The organism is Streptomyces caeni, from assembly GCF_042678285.1.
In the GTDB taxonomy this organism is placed as follows: domain Bacteria; phylum Actinomycetota; class Actinomycetes; order Streptomycetales; family Streptomycetaceae; genus Streptomyces; species Streptomyces caeni.
Map to the genome: position 1 here is coordinate 1 of NZ_JBHUDX010000072.1, position 16,229 is coordinate 16,229.

At 72.6% G+C, this 16,229-nt stretch carries 12 protein-coding genes and 1 pseudogene; 3 read left to right on the top strand and 10 right to left on the bottom strand.

The window, feature by feature from the left end; all coding sequences use genetic code 11:
* Positions 1-2,551, top strand: a 2,551-nt coding sequence (locus ACFSL4_RS24475) for a response regulator (protein WP_381086867.1), incomplete at its 5' end; no start/stop codon positions are given.
* 65 nt (positions 2,552-2,616) lie between these two features.
* Here the strand turns inward: ACFSL4_RS24475 and ACFSL4_RS24480 are convergent.
* The 8 genes and pseudogenes from ACFSL4_RS24480 to ACFSL4_RS24515 all read right to left on the bottom strand — a co-directional run bounded on the left by ACFSL4_RS24480 (position 2,617) and on the right by ACFSL4_RS24515 (position 11,131).
* Complete coding sequence (locus ACFSL4_RS24480) at positions 2,617-4,293, bottom strand: long-chain fatty acid--CoA ligase (RefSeq protein ID WP_381086870.1); 1,677 nt, start codon at positions 4,291-4,293, stop codon at positions 2,617-2,619.
* Between the two features lie 99 nt (positions 4,294-4,392).
* Complete coding sequence (locus ACFSL4_RS24485) at positions 4,393-4,947, bottom strand: SigE family RNA polymerase sigma factor (protein WP_381086873.1); 555 nt, start codon at positions 4,945-4,947, stop codon at positions 4,393-4,395.
* A 240-nt stretch (positions 4,948-5,187) separates the two neighbouring features.
* A complete protein-coding gene (locus tag ACFSL4_RS24490; RefSeq protein ID WP_381086876.1) occupies positions 5,188-6,354 on the bottom strand; it encodes a lipid-transfer protein in 1,167 nt (388 codons plus the stop codon).
* Positions 6,351-6,776: a hotdog family protein gene (locus ACFSL4_RS24495; RefSeq protein ID WP_381086878.1), complete on the bottom strand. Its 426-nt coding sequence runs from the start codon at positions 6,774-6,776 to the stop codon at positions 6,351-6,353. Before ACFSL4_RS24495 ends, ACFSL4_RS24490 begins: the two co-directional genes overlap by 4 nt.
* Entirely contained in the window at positions 6,773-7,804 is a 1,032-nt protein-coding gene (locus ACFSL4_RS24500; protein ID WP_381086881.1) for an acyl-CoA dehydrogenase family protein, read from the bottom strand. Before ACFSL4_RS24500 ends, ACFSL4_RS24495 begins: the two co-directional genes overlap by 4 nt.
* A 415-nt stretch (positions 7,805-8,219) precedes the next feature.
* Positions 8,220-9,179: pseudogene (locus ACFSL4_RS24505) on the bottom strand (bifunctional MaoC family dehydratase N-terminal/OB-fold nucleic acid binding domain-containing protein); the annotation flags it as partial.
* Positions 9,176-10,549, bottom strand: a complete 1,374-nt coding sequence (locus ACFSL4_RS24510) for an acyl-CoA dehydrogenase family protein (RefSeq protein ID WP_381086884.1) — start codon at positions 10,547-10,549, stop codon at positions 9,176-9,178. The pseudogene ACFSL4_RS24505 and the gene ACFSL4_RS24510, both read right to left, overlap by 4 nt.
* Before the next feature lie 270 nt (positions 10,550-10,819).
* Entirely contained in the window at positions 10,820-11,131 is a 312-nt protein-coding gene (locus ACFSL4_RS24515) for a hypothetical protein (protein WP_381086887.1), read from the bottom strand.
* A 348-nt stretch (positions 11,132-11,479) separates the two neighbouring features.
* Between ACFSL4_RS24515 and ACFSL4_RS24520 the strand changes: the two genes are divergently transcribed.
* Complete coding sequence (locus ACFSL4_RS24520; protein ID WP_381086890.1) at positions 11,480-12,355, top strand: bifunctional DNA primase/polymerase; 876 nt, start codon at positions 11,480-11,482, stop codon at positions 12,353-12,355.
* A gap of 384 nt (positions 12,356-12,739) precedes the next feature.
* Positions 12,740-13,957 carry an NAD(P)/FAD-dependent oxidoreductase gene (locus ACFSL4_RS24525; RefSeq protein WP_381086893.1) on the top strand — a complete coding sequence of 406 codons (1,218 nt, stop codon included), beginning with the start codon at positions 12,740-12,742 and terminating at the stop codon, positions 13,955-13,957.
* Positions 13,958-13,987: 30 nt separating this feature from the next.
* On the opposite strand, the gene ACFSL4_RS24530 is transcribed toward ACFSL4_RS24525, so the two are convergent.
* Positions 13,988-14,386, bottom strand: coding sequence for a hypothetical protein (locus ACFSL4_RS24530; protein ID WP_381086896.1), 399 nt, complete (start codon positions 14,384-14,386; stop codon positions 13,988-13,990).
* A gap of 584 nt (positions 14,387-14,970) precedes the next feature.
* Positions 14,971-16,017, bottom strand: a complete 1,047-nt coding sequence (locus ACFSL4_RS24535) for a PP2C family protein-serine/threonine phosphatase (RefSeq protein WP_381086899.1) — start codon at positions 16,015-16,017, stop codon at positions 14,971-14,973.
* Positions 16,018-16,229: the final 212 nt, after the last annotated feature.

Sequence of the window (16,229 nt, forward strand, 5' to 3'; positions counted from 1 at the left end):
CGAGGGCGCGGTGGTGACCGCCGCCGAGCACGCCGCGGGGGCGCCCGCCACCGGGCTGGGAGAGACCGTGCCGCCGCAGGGGGTGCCCGCACCCTCCGGCCGGCGCGCCCGCCGTGTCGGCGACGGGCAGGCGCTGCCGCCCGCGCTGCCCGCGGCCTCCGGCACTCCGTCCTCGGAGGGCGCGGGGAACGCAGGGAGCGCGGGAACCGCCGCAGCTCCGACCGGGCGCCGCCGACGGGCCCTGGCCGCCGCGAACGACCGTGCCACCGCCGCGGATTCCGGTGCCCGTACCGTGTTCGCGCTGCCGCCGGCCGAGGCGGACCGCACACCCCAGCCGCCCGCTCCCGTCACCGCCTCCGGTCCCGTTCCCGGTCAGGTCGACGAGGGCCGTCATGACGCGGTGCCGCAGGACCCGGCCGAGGACCACACGCCGCCGCAGCCGCATCCGGTGGAGGTGCCCGCGAGCCGCCGCCACGCCCACCCGGCCGCCGCGCCCGGGCAGCCGCCGGCCGGGCCGGACGGGGCGGGCTCGACAGGGACGCCCCTTGCCCAGGGTGTGCCCGGGGGGCCGATGACGCCGGCGACGCCCGCCCCCGGTGTGCCCGCGCAGGAGGGCGCGCACGGCCCGCAGCCCGTTCCCGCGCAGCCCGTTCCCGCGCAGGGCGTGCCCGCGCAGCCCGTTCCCGCGCAGCCCGTTCCCGCGCAGGGCGTGCCCGCGCAGCCCGTTCCCGCGCAGCCCGTTCCCGCGCAGGGCGTGCCCGCGCCCACGGCCGGAGCCCAGGCGGTCCCTCCGCAGGGACTTGCGGTTCATGCCGCACCGGCCGCACCGGCCGGGCAGGTGGCACCCGGGCAGCCGGTGCCGACCCAGCCGGTGCCGGCCCAGCCGACTCCTGGCCGGCCCGTTCCCGGACAGCCCGGTGCACCCGTTCCCCCTGTGCAGCCCAGCCCCGCGCAGCCCGTCCCCGGTGCCCAGCCGGCGCCGGTGGCAACGGCTCCGGGTCAGCCGGATCCCGCCGCCACACCCGCTCAGCCCCTGCCCGCACAGCCCGCCGCCACACCCGCTCAGCCCCTGCCCGCACAGCCCGCCGCCGTGCCGCAGCCCATGGCGCCGGCTCAGCCGGGCCCGCAGTCGGTCCCTCCGCAGGCCGCCGCCCCCGTCGGCGGGGCGCCCGGAACGGTCACTCCCGCGCCGGGCACTCCGATGCCCCCGCCCCCGCAGGCCGCGCAGCCGCAAGCATGGCCCGGTGCGGCCGACACCTCCGGGGCCGGTATGCCCGTACCGCGGCCCACCCCATCGGCAGGCACCCCGCTGCCTCCGGAGCACCCCGCTCAGCCACAGACGGCCCGGCCACGGACCCCCCAGCCACCGATGGCTCAGCCGCTGCCCGCCGAGGCGGACGCGCCGGTCGACCCCAACTCGACGCAGGGACGGGCGATCAACGTGCGGACGCTCGGGCAGGGCGTTCCCTTCGCCCGTCAGGCGGCGGCCCAGCCGCAGGCCCAGCCCCGCCCGCAGTCCTCGACGCCTCCGCCGCACCAGCCGGGCGGGGCGGGCCGCCGCCGCAAGCTCGGTACGCCCCCCGAGCCGGCGGGTGAACGCCAGGAGACGGCGGCGCGCCCGCATCCGCAGTCCGCGTCGGCTCCGCTGCCGGCACAGCCGTCCCTCGCCGGGCAGTCCCCTCTGAGCACGGTCTCCGAGGGCGCCGGACGGTCGTACGCCATCGGGGCTCCGGACGAGAACGCCGACGAAGGTCCCGAGCCCCTGGACGGTCCCGGCGGTGCCGTGGAGGTCGCCGACCAGCCCCATACGCAGCCGCTGGACGACGAGTTGCCTCCGGAGCCGCTCGACAACCCGCGTCGGCTGCTTGTGTGGCCCGCGCCGGACGTGACGACCCAGCAGGCGCTCAGCGACCGTGGCTACCGGCCCGTCATCGTCAACTCCCGGGAGGAGGTCGACGCGCAGATCGCCGCCTTCCCGGCCGCGCTCTTCGTCGACCCTCTCACCGGCCCGATCACACGGACCGCGCTCCAGTCGCTGCGCCAGGCCGCGGTGGCCGCCGAGGTTCCCGTGCTGGTCACGGCGGGCCTCGGGCAGGCGTCACGCGAGGCGGCGTACGGTGCCGACCCGGCCGTGCTCCTGAAGGCGCTCGCCCCGCGCGACTCCGAGCAGCACCCGCCACGCGTGCTGCTCATCGAGGAGCACGCGGAGATCGCGCTCGCACTCACGGCAACGCTGGAGCGGCGGGGAATGCAGGTCGCACGGGCCGCGTCGGACGCGGACGCGGTCACGCTGGCCGCGCAGATGCGGCCGAACCTGGTGGTGATGGACCTGATGCAGGTACACCGTCGCCAGGCCGGAGTCGTCGACTGGTTGCGCGCGAACAGCCTGCTCAACCGCACCCCGCTCGTCATCTACACCGCCGCCGTCGACCAGGCCGATCTGCCCCGGCTGGTCTCGGGGGAGACGGTCCTGTTCCTCGCGGAGCGCTCGACCAGCCCCGAGGTGCAGGAGCGGATCGTGGATCTGCTGGCCCGTATCGGCACGAATTAGAACACATAAGGGAGTCGGGGCGGTGTTTCACGTGAAACACCGCCCCGACTCCCTTATGCCCGGCTTCAGATCATCGTGATGTCCAGGTCACCCGCCGCGTACTGCTGGCGGATCACCTTCTTGTCGAACTTGCCGACACTGGTCTTGGGCACCGCTTCGATGACCGTCCAGCGCTCCGGGAGCTGCCACTTGGCGATCTTTCCCTCCTCGGCGAGGAACGCGCGCAGAGCGGTGAAGTCGGTGCTGGCGCCCTCCCTCAGGACGACGGTGGCGAGCGGGCGTTCGCCCCACTTGTCGTCCGGGACGGCGACGACCGCGGCCTCGGCGACGTCCGGGTGGGACATCAGGGCGTTCTCCAGGTCGACGGACGAGATCCACTCACCCCCGGACTTGATCACGTCCTTGGCACGGTCGGTGAGGGTGAGGAAGCCATCGGGGCTGATGGTGCCCACATCGCCGGTCTTGAGCCAGCCGTCCTCGCTGAACTTGTCGGAGGGGCGCAGGGGTTCGGCGTCCGGGCCGTTGTAGTACGCGCCCGCGATCCACGGTCCGCGCACCTCCAGCTCGCCCGCGGACTCGCCGTCCCAGGGCAGCCGCTCGCCCCCCGGCCCGGTGAGCCGGGCCTCGACGCTCGCCGGGAAGCGTCCCTGGGTGAGCCGGTAGGCGAACTCCTCGTCGGTGCCCACCGCGTGGGCCGGCGGCCTCGCCACCGTGCCGAGCGGGGAGGTCTCGGTCATGCCCCAGGCGTGGCAGACACGCATCCCGAGCTTGTCGAACGCCTCCATGAGCGAGGGCGGGCAGGCCGAGCCGCCGATGGTGACCTGGGTGAGGGACGAGACGTCGCGGGGCCTGGCGGTCAGCTCGGCGAGCAGCCCCTGCCAGATGGTGGGAACCGCGGCGGCGTGCGTCGGGCGCTCCCGCTCGATCATCTCGGCGAGCGGCGCGGGCTGCAGGAAGCGGTCGGGCATCAGGAGGTTGACGCCGGTCATGAAGGTGGCATGCGGCAGGCCCCAGGCGTTGACGTGGAACTGCGGGACCACCACGAGCGATGTGTCCTGGTCGGTCAGGCCCATCGACTGGGTCATGTTGACCTGCATGGAGTGCAGATAGATCGAGCGGTGGGAGTAGACGACGCCCTTGGGGTCGCCGGTGGTGCCGGAGGTGTAGCACATGGCGGCGGCCTGGCGCTCGTCCAGCTCCGGCCAGTCGTACGTCGTCGGCTTGCCCGCGATCAGATCCTCGTACTCGTGGACCTGCGCGTGGGCGCCCTCGAGGACGGAACGGTCCCCCGGTCCCGAGACGACGACATGCTCGACCGTCGGCATCTTCGACAGCAGGGGCGCGAGCAGCGGGAGCAGCGAGCCATTGACGATGATCACCCGGTCGGCGGCGTGGTTGACGATCCACACCAGCTGCTCGGCGGGAAGGCGGAGGTTGAGCGTGTGCAGGACGGCCCCCATGGAGGGGATCGCGAAGTACGCCTCGACGTGCTCGGCGTTGTTCCACATCAGCGTCGCGACCCGGTCGTCGTCCCGGACGCCGAGGTCGTCGTGGAGGGCATGGGCCAGTTGCACCGCGCGTGTGCCCGCCTCGGCGAAGGTCCTGCGGCGCGGCTCGCCCTCATCGGTCCAGGTGATGATCTGGGACTGCCCGTGCACCAGCACACCGTGCACAAGGATGCGGGTGACGGTCAGCGGTACGTCCTGCATGGTGCTCAGCACGGTGTCCTCCCGGGGCGACACTGCCTACGCGGTGGTAAGGGGTTGCGCAGATTCTGCGCACATACCACGCGGTATGTCACTAGGCCCCGAGGGGATCGATCAGCGTTCGTGACGTGATGTTCAACGCACGGGCTCCAGCTCCGGGTCCTCACGGAGCTTGCCGAGTGCGCGGGACACCGCCGACTTGACCGTGCCGATGGAGACGCCGAGCACCTCCGCCGTCTGGGCCTCGCTGAGATCCTCGTAGTAGCGCAGGACCACCATCGCCCGCTGGCGCGCGGGCAGCTTCAGGATCGCCCGCCACATGGCGTCGTGCAGCGCCTGCTCCTCGGCCGGGTCCGCGGCCGGTGCGCCCTCCGGCTCGGGCAGCTCGTCGCAGACGAACTCGTCGACCTTGCGCTTGCGCCACTGCGACGTCCGCGTGTTGAGCAGCGCCCGGCGGACGTACCCGTCGAGCGCGCGGTGGTCCTCGATCCGCTCCCAGGCGACGTATGTCTTCGCCAGTGCGGTCTGCAGCAGGTCCTCGGCGTCGCTCGGGTTCGCGGTCAGCGACCGGGCGGTGCGCAGCAGCACCGGCTGGCGGGCCCTCACGTACGACGAGAACGACGGGTACGCAAGAGTCCGCCTCGCCGAGGCAGCGGCGTTCGAAGCGCTGGTGCAGACGGGTGTGGTCATGGCTCCACGCTAGGTTCGCCCCGTGTTCCGGCGGATCGCCCGCAGGTCCCGAAGCGGCCTCCGCCTCAGGTTGTAGGCGGGGGGCTGCCCCCACCTACTGGAGGTGGACGATCCTCCACGTACCCCTGAGGGGCCGCCCCTGAGGAGTCCGCCCCTGAACGAACCCTCGAAGGAGCCCCTGAACGAGCCGCTGAACGACGCGTGGCGGGACGGTCGGCCTGCCCGCCGCCCCGCGTCCGTTCACCGGTCCACGGTCAGGACCAGGCCCGAGGTGGGGACGCCGGTACCCGCGGTGACCAGGGCGCGGGCTGTGCCGGGTATCTGGTTCACCGCCGTGCCGCGCAGTTGGCGTACGGCCTCCGCGATGCCGTTCATCCCGTGCAGATACGCCTCCCCCAGCTGCCCTCCGTGGGTGTTCAGCGGCAGGCTTCGCGCGGCCACGAAGTCCGCCCCGGCACCCGGCTCGCAGAACCCGAACTCCTCCAACTGCATCAGAACAAACGGGGTGAAATGGTCGTAAAGGATTCCCACATCGATGTCCGTGGGTCCCATCCCCGAGGTCCGCCACAGCTGGCGGGCGACCACGCCCATTTCGGGCAGACCGGTCAGGTCGCCCCGGTAGAAACCGGTCATCTGCTCCTGGCCGCGGCCCGCGCCCTGCGCGGCGGCCGCGATCACGGCCGGCGGGCGCGGCAGGTCCCTCGCCCGCTCCACGGAGGTGACCACCAGTGCCTGCCCCCCGTCCGTCTCCTGGCAGCAGTCGAGCAGCCTGAGCGGCTCCGCGATCCAGCGCGAGGCGGCGTGGTCGGCGAGCGTGACCGGTCTGCCGTGGAAGTACGCCGCCGGGTTCGTCGCCGCGTACGCGCGGTCCACGACGGCCACATGACCGAAGGCCTCGGTCGTCAGCCCGTACGTGTGCAGATACCGCTGGGCCGCCATCGCCACCCAGGACGCCGGGGTGAGCAGCCCGAACGGCAGTGACCAGCCCAGTGCGGCCCCCTCCGCCGTCGGTTCGCGGTGCTGCACCCCGGAGCCGAAGCGGCGGCCGGAGCGTTCGTTGAACGCGCGGTAGCACACCACGACCTCGGCCACCCCGGCCGCGACCGCGAGCGCCGCCTGCTGGACCGTCGCACAGGCCGCCCCGCCCCCGTAGTGGATCCGGGAGAAGAAGGACAGCTCGCCGATCCCCGCCGCCTGGGCCACGGTGATCTCGGGGCTGGTGTCCATCGTGAACGTGACCATGCCGTCCACGTCCGCCGGCCGCAGACCCGCGTCGTCCAGTGCGGCCCGCACCGCCTCCACCGCCAGCCGCAGCTCACTGCGCCCCGAGTCCTTGGAGAACTCGGTGGCCCCGATCCCGACGATCGCCGCCCGTTGGCCGAGGGCGTCCTTCGTGCGCACGCTCATCCGGCACCTCCGCCCGGAACGGTGACCACGACGGTGCCGGTGACATGCCGGCCGATGCCGTTGGTCCCGACCACCTTCACGATGGCCGTGTCCCCGTGGGCCTCCTCCACCGTGCCGGTCAGCACCATCGTGTCGCCCGGATAGTTGGGCGCGCCGAGCCGTATGGCCACCCTGCGCAGGAGAGCGTCCGGGCCGAAGTGGTCGGTGACGTAGCGCCCGACCAGGCCGTTGGTCGTCAGGATGTTCATGAAGACGTCGGGGGAGCCCTTGTCGCGGGCCAGCTCCGCGTCGTGGTGCACGTCCTGGTAGTCGCGGGACGCAATGGCCCCGGCCACGATCAGCGTGCGCGTGATCTCGATCTCCAGCGGCGGCAGCTCGGTCCCCGCCCGCACCGCACCGGCCTGCGGTCCACCGGCCCTCATACCGCCTCCTCTCCGCTCACGATCAACTCCCCCAGCTCCTGGAGCACTTCGCTCCCGCACCCGAGATGGGCGTCCAGCTGCCGTCCCCACAGGAAGTGCCGGTGGACCGGATGCTCCAGATCGGCCCCGGCTCCGCCGTGCAGATGCTGGCCCGTGTGCACGACCCGGGCGCCCGCCTCCGACGCCCACCAGGCGGCGGTCAGCGCGTGCGTGGCGTACGGCAGGCCCGCGTCGCGGCGCCAGGCCGCCTCGTACGCCGTCACGCGGATCGACTCCGTGTCCATGTACGCGTCGGCGGCCCGGAGCTGGACCCCTTGTTTGGCGGCGAGCGGACGCCCGAACTGCTCCCGGGTGTTGGTGTGCGCCACGGCCCGCGCCAGCGAGCCCGCGCACACCCCCGCCTGCAGGCCCGCGAAGGCGGTACGCGCGGTGGCGAGCACGTCGGCGTACGCGCCCGGTGGCCCCAGGGGCTCCGCCGGGGCGGCATCCAGCGTCAGCCGCCCCGCCGCCCAGGGCGCCGTCGACTCCACCGGCTCGCATCGGGCGTCGGCCGTCCGCACCAGCCAGAGCCGCCGCCGGCCGTCCCCCACGAGCACATGCGTCGCGTCCCTCAGCCAGGGCACGAGGGGCACCGTGCCGGTCAGCTCCCCGCGGGCGGCCGCGCGTACGCCCCCGGTGGACGGCAGCGCCCCGGTCACCACCACCGCGCCGTCCCCGATCCCCGGCAGCAGCCGCTGCCGTTGCTCCGCCGAGCCGTGCGCGGCCACCGCCAGCAGCCCGTACACGCAGCTCACCGCGAAGGGGACCTGCGCCGTCGTCCGTCCCTGCTCCTCCAGGAGGAGCACCAGGCCGAGCAGGCCGACGTCTGCCACCGCCGCGACCAGCCCGGCCGAGCACAGCTCCTTCCACAGCTCGGCGTCGCTGCCGGTGCCCGCCGCCGACAGGCGCTCCGGTGTCGAGAGGTCGCCGAAGATCCGCGCCGCGAGATCCCGGGCCGCCGTCTGCTCCTCGGTGGGCGTGAAGTCCATGTCAGCGCCCACCGCCCCGCCGCCCGTCACCGCCGGGGAGGCCGGGCGCCACGGCCGATGCGCCCGTGCCGGGACCGGAGCCGGAACCGGGTCCGGAGCCGGGGCCGGGGCCGGGGCCGGGGCCGAGACCGGGACCGGGGCCGAGACCGGGACCGAGACCGGGACCGAGACCGAAGCCGGGGCCGGGACCGGGGCCAGAGCCGGGGCCGGGGCCGGGGCCGAGACCGAAGCCGGGGCCGGAACCGGGACCGGGGCCGAGACCGGAACCGGGACCGGGGCCGGGACCGGGGCCGGGGCCGGAACCGGGGCCGGGACCGGGGCCGGGGACGGGGCCGAGACCGGGACCGAGACCGAAGCCGGGGCCGGGGCCGGAGCCGGGGACGGGGCCAGAGCCGGGGCCGGGCGTCTCCGGCGCCTCGTCCGGCCGGAAGACCGGGAGCTCCAGCTCCTCGTCGTACCGCACGAACGCGAGGCGCACGGGCATGCCGATGCGCACCTTGTCGTACGGCACCCCGACGACGTTGCTGACGATCCGGACGCCCTCGGCCAGCTCGATCAGGCCGACCGCGTAGGGAGGATCGAAGGCGGGGAAGGGCGGATGGTGCATGACGACGTACGAGTAGACCGTTCCCTCGCCGCTAGCCTCGACCGTGTCCCATTCCCCACAGCCGCACGCGTTGCACCCCGGCAGCCAGGGGAAGCGCAGTGTCCGGCAGGCGGCGCACCGCTGGATCAGCAACCGGTGGCGGCCGACCCCCTCCCAGAACCCCGCGTTGTCCCGGTTGATCACCGGTCGGGGCCGTCTGCCGCCGGACTTCCCGCGCGTGGGTGCGGATGCCGCTGCTGCGGATGTCGTGGGGACCGGGGTCGCGGGCGCGTACTTGAGGATCCGGAACCGGTGGGTCCCCACCGGCTCCCCACCCACGCGGACGTCCATCCGGGTCGTGACGAAGTACCCCGTGCCGAGCTTCGTCCGCTTCCGGTCGGAGACGGACTCGATCACCGCGTCGAACGTGACCTCGTCGCCGGGCCGCAGCGGGCGCAGGTACTCCTGCTCGCAGTCAGTGGCGACGACCGACACGCAGCCGGCCTCGTCGAGCAGTCCGAGCAGCTCGCCGTACGCCTCCGTGCGCCCCTCGTGACCGGAGAGGCCGCCCATGGTCCACACCTGCAGCATGGTGGGCGGGGCGATCGCCTCCGGGCCGGTGTACGCGGGGTGCCTGTCGCCCATCGCCTCGCACCAGTGGCGGATCATCGGCTCGTTGACCCGGTCCTTGCCGACGCCCGCGACCGCGGCCGGCCGTCCCTCGTACGTCTTCAGCCGAGCGGCGAACTCCGCCTCCGCTTGCGCCTGCGCCCTCGCTCCGCCGCTCATCGCCGCCCCCTCCGCATCCCGAGCCGCATCGTCGCGACGATCTCCCGCTGCACCTCGCTCACTCCGCCCCCGAACGTGTTGATCTGTGCCGCCCTGTTGAGCCGCTCCAGCTCGCCGTCCCCGAACACCCCCGGTGAGCCGGCCCGCACCAGCGCCTGCGCCCCGACGATCTCCTGACACAGGCGATAGGTGGCGACAGTCGATTCCGTTCCCGCGAACTTCACCCCGCTGGCGTCCCCCGGCGCCAGCCGGCCGGCCCCCACATCCCCCACCAGACGCCAGCTGAGCAGGCGGTTCGCCGCCAGCCGGGCATGCACCTCGGCCAGCCGGGAACGCACCCACGGCTCGTCAATCCGGCGCCGCCCCGTCACCGGATCAGGGGTACGCGCCGCCTCCAGCGCGGCCGCGTAGAAGTCCTCCGCCTGCAGACCGAGCGCGGCGAGCGCCACCCGCTCGTGGTTGAGCTGGCTGGTGATGAGCCGCCAGCCGCCGTTCTCCTCGCCGACGAGGTTCGCAGCCGGAACGGTGACCCCGTCGTAGTAGGTGGCCGTCGTCATCAGCCCGCCCACGGTCTCGATCGGCGTCCAGGAGAACCCGGGGGCGTCGGTCGGGACGAGGAGGATCGAGATGCCCTCGTGCCGGGGTGCGCCGGGATCCGTACGGCAGGCGAGCCAGATCCAGTCGGCGTGCTGGGCGTTGGAGGTGAAGATCTTCTGGCCGTCGATCCGCCACCGCCCCGCCTCCGGACCGTCGGACCGTTCGTCGTGGGACCCCGCACCGGCCCCACCGGGGCGGCCCTCCGCACCGCCGACCGCACCGCCGAGGGCACCCCCGCCCGCACCGCCGCCCGCACCCCCGCCCGTACCACCGACCGCGCCACCGGCCGCAGTCCCGGCGCCCCAGCCCTCCGCACCGCCGACGCCCTGGCCCTCCGCACCGCCGTCCCCGTCCACCCGCACGGCCCGGGTCCGCAACGACGCCAGGTCCGTGCCGGCCGACGGCTCGCTGTAGCCGATCGCGAACACGGTCTCACCGCTGAGGATCCGCGGCAGGAAGTACGCCTTCTGCTCCTCGCTCCCGTACGCCATCAGCGTCGGGCCGACGGTGTTCAGGGTGACCATCGACACCGGGGCACCCGCGCGGTACGCCTCGTCGAAGAACACGAACTGCTCGTCCGCGCCGCGCCCCTGACCGCCGTACGCGACGGGCCAGCCGAGGCCGAGCAGACCGTCGGCGCCGATCCGGCGCAGCAGCGCCCGGCGGCGGGCGCCGTCGTCGGCGGGCGGCGGCCCGTCGGGCATGAGTTCGCGGAAGTAGGTGCGCAGTTCGGCGCGCAGCCGCTGCTGGCGCTCGGTGGGGGCGAGGTGCACGGCGGGGGCCTCCCGGACCTCGTACGACGAGGGGATCGCGAACGACGGAGAAGTTTCTGACTGTCCGTCAGATCCATGTCGCTGTCAAGGTCCCCGCGCCCCGGGACCTCCGCGCCTGATGGTCCGCGGGCACGCGCGCGGGCTCGGACATCGAGAAGCGTCCGCGCGACGGCACCGGAGTACCGTCGCGCGGACGTCTGTGACCTGGAAAGCACACCCCGGAAGGGCATGTCGGACGTCAGGGCCGACGGCGGCGCATCGGCCCCTCGCTCACCACAGGTGGGTGAAGTGGATGACCACGTTCTCGCTCCTCTGGTTGATGGAGGCGAACCCGGAGCGGTTCACCTGGGCCGTGTTGTTCTGGTTCGAGGCACCGGAGCCGACCGCCTGCTGCTGCGTGGTGGACGAATTGCCACTGTTGTTGTGCCCGACCCCGCTGCGACTCACGCCCGCGACGGCCGCGTTCGATCCGTCGTCCGCGAACGCGCCGGTGTCCGCCGAGGCGACGCCGGCGAAGAGGGCGGCGGCGAGCGGCAGAGCCGTGACGGCGGCGAGGACGCGGGCGGTACGGATGCTTGCCATGTGATTCCTCCAGAACCCGGTGGGGGACCGGCCTGTTTCGCCGGGATGTACATGAAGTACCGCTTTTTCCAAGGCAGTTGGCCGACCACCTTGGACGGTGTACGACGTCGCGCCTTCAGAGTTGCCCACCAGTCCCCGCCGAATCACCCCGTAAGCTGCGATTCGCTCTCAAGCGTGAGAACACACGGATAAACCCCTTTAGACGAGGCTCACCGCCCAAATCCATAGGACATAGCAGATACAGACCCGATCGGGGCGACACCCCCAAGCGCACCAAGGGTTGAAGCGTTTCAGCACCCCACCACCCCACCCCTTCCTTTTTTCGAACGTGCGTACGAAAATGAGGGCATGGCCACCATCGACCGGCAGGCCACCACCTTGGCCCTGGCCCACGCGCTGTCCGCCGCGGAGCACGGACTGGCGGTGATCCCGCTGTCCCGGACGAAACTGCCGGCCCTGCGCTCCCCCCACCGCGACGACCCCGATCCGTCGGCCCGCGCCTGTCACGGCGCATGCGGCCGCGCCGGGCACGGGGTGTACGACGCGACGACCGACCCGCGCCGCATTCGCGAGCTGTTCTCCGCCGCGCCCTGGGCCACCGGCTACGGCATCGCCTGCGGTCTGCACCCCCACCACCTCATCGGCATCGATCTCGACACCAAGTCCGGAACCGATTCCTCCGCGGCCCTGCGCGAACTCGCGCTGCGCCATCTGTTCACCCTCCCCGAGACCGTGGTCGTACTGACCCCGAGCGGCGGCCGCCATCTGTGGCTGAGCGGCCCGCCGGACGTCGTCGTGCCCAACTCGGCGAGCCGACTGGCCCCCGGTATCGACGTCCGGGGCGCCGGCGGATATCTGGTCGGCCCCGGTTCACGCACCGAACACGGCATCTACCGCACGGCACCGGGCACCGCCCAGCTGCCTCCGGCGCCCTGCCCGCCGGCGCTGCTGCGCCTGCTCACGCCTCCGCCGCGCCACGCCCGTCACACCACGCCCGCATCGACGGGGCGGCACGGCCGGGGCCTGGTGCACTTCGTGCTCGCCGCACACGAGGGCCAGCGCAACACCCGCCTCTTCTGGGCCGCCTGCCGGGCGCACGAGAACGGGATCGGCCCCGAGCTGACCCCCGCGCTGATCGACGCGGCGATCCGCACCGGCCTGACGGAACGCGAGGCCCGCTCGACGATCGAGTCGGCCGCCCGGATGACCGGGCAGCGGCCCTGAGTGCGGCGCGGTGCCGACCGGTGGTGACGCCGGAAGGCACGCGCATGACGGCAAGAACCGGCTCACCTCTCGTACACCGGTACATCAGCCGTCGGCCGGTCCCGGGCCCGTATAGGGCGGTCCGCGCCCACTGGGCGCTGTCGGTGGCGGTGTCCGCTCGAGCGCCGGACCGATGATGCCGAGGCGGTGCTTTCCCCTCGAACAGTCGGCCGCTTCTCCCCAGCGAACTGCCTGCCGATAATCTTCCGCTTTTTGCCTTTGAGGCAAATACTCGACCGTAAGGACGCTTATCGAGGGATTCCCCTTCATACTGCGGAGGCTCGGCCCTCCCCATAAGGCGCTCGAGCCCCCGCACTGGGAATGTGGTTTAGAAAGGAATCCTCGATGGCCCGTGACTCAGGCTCCGGTCGGAACCGCCACCGCGTGCTGATCGTCGGTGGAGGCACCGCCGGCATCACCACCGCTGCCCGGCTGCGGCGCGCAGGCGTGACCGACATCGCGCTGCTCGACCCCACCGACACCCACTGGTACCAGCCACTGTGGACGCTGGTCGGCGGGGGCCAGGCCCCGCTGGAGACCACTCGCCGTTCCGAGGCTTCGGTCATGCCCAAGGGCGTGAACTGGATACGCGAGGCAGCCACCGCCGTCGATCCCGAGGCGCAGACCGTCACCACCTCCACGGGTCGCACCATCGGCTACGACTACCTCGTGATGGCCCCCGGGATGCAACTGGACTGGGGCAAGGTCCCCGGTCTGGAGAAGACCATCGGGAAGAACAACGTCGCCAGCAACTACTCCCATGAGTACGCCCCCCACACCTGGGAGCTCATCAAGAAGACCCGTTCGGGCACCGCGGTGTTCACCCAGCCCGCCGGCATGATCAAATGCGGTGGCGCTCCGCAGAAGATCGCCTATCTGGCCTGCGACTACTGGCGCAAGCAGGGCGTGCTCGACCGCATCCGGGTCATCCTCGTGCTGCCCGGCGATGTCATGTTCGGGGTGCCGGTCTGGCGCCGCGTTCTGGAAAAGGTCGCAGCCCGCTACGGCATCGAGGTGCGTTTCAGCTCTGAAATGGTCGCCATCGACGGCCCCGCCGGCCAGGTGACCATCGCCGACCGCGCCGCCGGCACCGAGGAGACCCTCGACTACGCCATGGTCCACGCGGTTCCGCCGATGAGCGCCCCGGACTGGGTCAAGGCCAGCCCGCTGTCCGACGGGACGCCCGTCGGCTACATCTCGGTCGACAAGCACTCCCTCCAGCACACCCGCTACAAGAACGTCTTCGCTCTGGGCGACGCCGCCAACCTGCCCACGGCGCGGACCGGTGCCGCCGTACGCAAGCAGGCTCCCACCGTGGTCGCCAACATGATGGCCGAGATGAAGGGCCAGAGCCGGGCCCCGAAGAGCTACGACGGTTACACCTCGTGTCCACTGGTCACGGCGCGCAACAAGATGCTGCTCGCCGAGTTCGACTACGAGCCGAAGCCCGTCCCCAGCATGCCGTTCGTCAACACCACCAAGGAGCGCACCGACATGTGGGTGCTCAAGCGTTACGGTCTGCCCGCCCTCTACTGGCACGGCATGCTCAAGGGCCGCGTCTGACCGCACGCATCCTGCCGCCTCGCCCCGCGCTCACGTCACCGGCGGCGCCGATCGCCGGCGCCACCGGCGGCACCCGCGCAGCGCGAGGCGGCAGCCGCGCGGAGCCGGCAGGGCCACCGGCCGTGGTCCGGATCGCCGAGGGGGCATGCCTGCTCCATCGGCTTTGGACATCGGCCGCAGATCGTGGGACACGGCGCGAACCGGCCCGTGCACGGGCGCGTCTGTCAGCGTCCTGAGCTCGTCGGACCGCACGCGGGCCCCGCGCTCGGCAAGGTGCAGGCCGACGGCCGTCACGTCGATGACCGCGAGGTCGGTGATGATGCGGTCGACGACGGCCTCGCCGGTGAGCGGGAGAGTGCTCTCGCGCAGGATCTCCGGTGTGCCGTCCTCGGCGGCATGCTCCACGAGGACGATGACCCGGCGGGTCAAGGACGAGGTCCATGGTCCGCCCATCTCTTTGCGGCGGTTCTCAGGGGACGGCTCTGTGCGGCGGTTCTCAGGGGACGGCTCTGTGCGGCGGTTCTCAGGGGACGGCTCTGTGCGGCGGTTCTCAGGGGACGGCTCAGCGTGCCGTCAGGCTCCGATCCCTCGACCGTGTCGTTCGGCAGAGGCGATCACGGCGGAGACGACGGCGGTCACGACCAGGCCCGCGAGTTGGCCCAGCCCGGCCGGGATGGGTGACGAGACGGGCGGATGGCGCAACGCCGCCCGCCCACGCGTGTGTGCCGCTACGGAGTGCGTGCGCGTGGCCGTGAGCGGCCTCTACTTCGCGGATCTCGGATCCGGGATGGTACGCGCGGCCGGTTCTACGGGCTTGCCCGGCCCGTCCAGGTCACGCCAGGCCGGCCCGGCCGGTATGCCGTGCGGCCGCCAGAGTTCGCCCACTGCCTCCGGCCCGGAGTGTTCGCCCTCGCCAGAGGGGTGCCGTGGCTGCTCCCACCGGCCAACGGCCAGCCGCTCGCGGGCGGACGGCTCTCTCGGCGCGCTCTTTCGGCCTCGCTCCCCCACACACATCAGCGGTAGCGGAGCAGCAGCATGGCCGCGTCGTCGTGCAGCGGGCCGCTGACGTGCTGGAGCAGGTCCTGTCGCAGGATCTCGAGCGCCGCCTCCGAGTCGTCGTCCTTCAGCAGATGGGAGCGTTCGGCGAGCGGATAGAAACGGCCGTCGTCGTCCCGGGCCTCGGTGACCCCGTCGGTGTACAGCAGGAGTTGGTCGCCGGGGTGGAAGTCGGCCCGGAACGGCGCGGGTTCTGCGGGAGCGTGTGCCGTCAGCCCCAGCGGCAGCGTGTACCAGGGCGGCTCCGGCAAGGCCACGCTCCCGTCCGCATGGATCAGGAGCGGCGGTGGGTGGCCGTAGTTGAGGAACGTGACCTCGCGGTCCCTGACCTCGGCGAGGATCGCGGTGACGAACTTCTCCCCGTCCAACTGCCGCGCGACGGAACGGTCCAGTCTGCGGCCCAGTCCGATCAGGTCCGGCTCGTCCAGGGCCGCCTCCCGGAATGCCCCCAGGACCACGGCCGCGGTCTCCACCGCCTCCAGACCCTTGCCCTGCACATCGCCCACGATCACCCGCACGCCCTGTGGCGCGGCGACGACCTCGTACAGGTCGCCGCCGATACGGGCCTCGGCGACGGCGGACATGTAGGAGACGGCCGCCCGGAGATCACCGGCCAGACGGGGTACCGGCTTGAGCAGCACCCGTTGGGCCGCCTCGGCGATCGAGCGGACGTTCTCCAGTTCCTCTTCGCGCTGCTCGCGCAGGGACACGGCGACGAACCCCGCTACGGTGACTCCCACGACCGAGGCGATGATCGTGGAGGCGCGTCGTACATCCGTCAGGTCGTCGTACCAGCCCAGCCCCAGGCAGAGCAGCAGTGCTATCGCCCCGACGCACGCGACGCGCCGCCGGCCGCCCTCCAGGGAGGCGAACGCCGGGCCCACGGCCACCATCGGCAGCAGTCCGACCTTGGAGCCCGCGAGGACATCGACCAGCGCGACCACGCCCATCATGGCGAACGGCAGCACGGTCAGCACGGTCAGTTGCCGGTTCTTCGCGGACATCTCGTCCGAAACCCTCCCCTGCCGCAGGCGAGCACGACTCATCCTCGCAGCCCCCTACCCCTTGGTCCCCATAAGGATGCGATGCCACAGCATCGTCGGGCCACTCGCCCTCTCCGGTCCAACGACGATCGGAACCGGCCGGCGACGCAGTACGTGAACGGGCCTGGCAGCCACGGCAGATGAGGACACGGCGGCCCTCCGGTGTCCGCCTG

Coding starts and splice junctions, on each gene's coding strand:
- ACFSL4_RS24485 (WP_381086873.1), bottom strand. CDS start 4,947: ATGACCACACCCGTCTGCACCAGCGCTTCGAACGCCGCTGCCTCGGCG.
- ACFSL4_RS24490 (WP_381086876.1), bottom strand. CDS start 6,354: ATGAGCGTGCGCACGAAGGACGCCCTCGGCCAACGGGCGGCGATCGTC.
- ACFSL4_RS24495 (WP_381086878.1), bottom strand. CDS start 6,776: ATGAGGGCCGGTGGACCGCAGGCCGGTGCGGTGCGGGCGGGGACCGAG.
- ACFSL4_RS24500 (WP_381086881.1), bottom strand. CDS start 7,804: ATGGACTTCACGCCCACCGAGGAGCAGACGGCGGCCCGGGATCTCGCG.
- ACFSL4_RS24515 (WP_381086887.1), bottom strand. CDS start 11,131: ATGGCAAGCATCCGTACCGCCCGCGTCCTCGCCGCCGTCACGGCTCTG.
- ACFSL4_RS24520 (WP_381086890.1), top strand. CDS start 11,480: ATGGCCACCATCGACCGGCAGGCCACCACCTTGGCCCTGGCCCACGCG.
- ACFSL4_RS24525 (WP_381086893.1), top strand. CDS start 12,740: ATGGCCCGTGACTCAGGCTCCGGTCGGAACCGCCACCGCGTGCTGATC.
- ACFSL4_RS24535 (WP_381086899.1), bottom strand. CDS start 16,017: ATGTCCGCGAAGAACCGGCAACTGACCGTGCTGACCGTGCTGCCGTTC.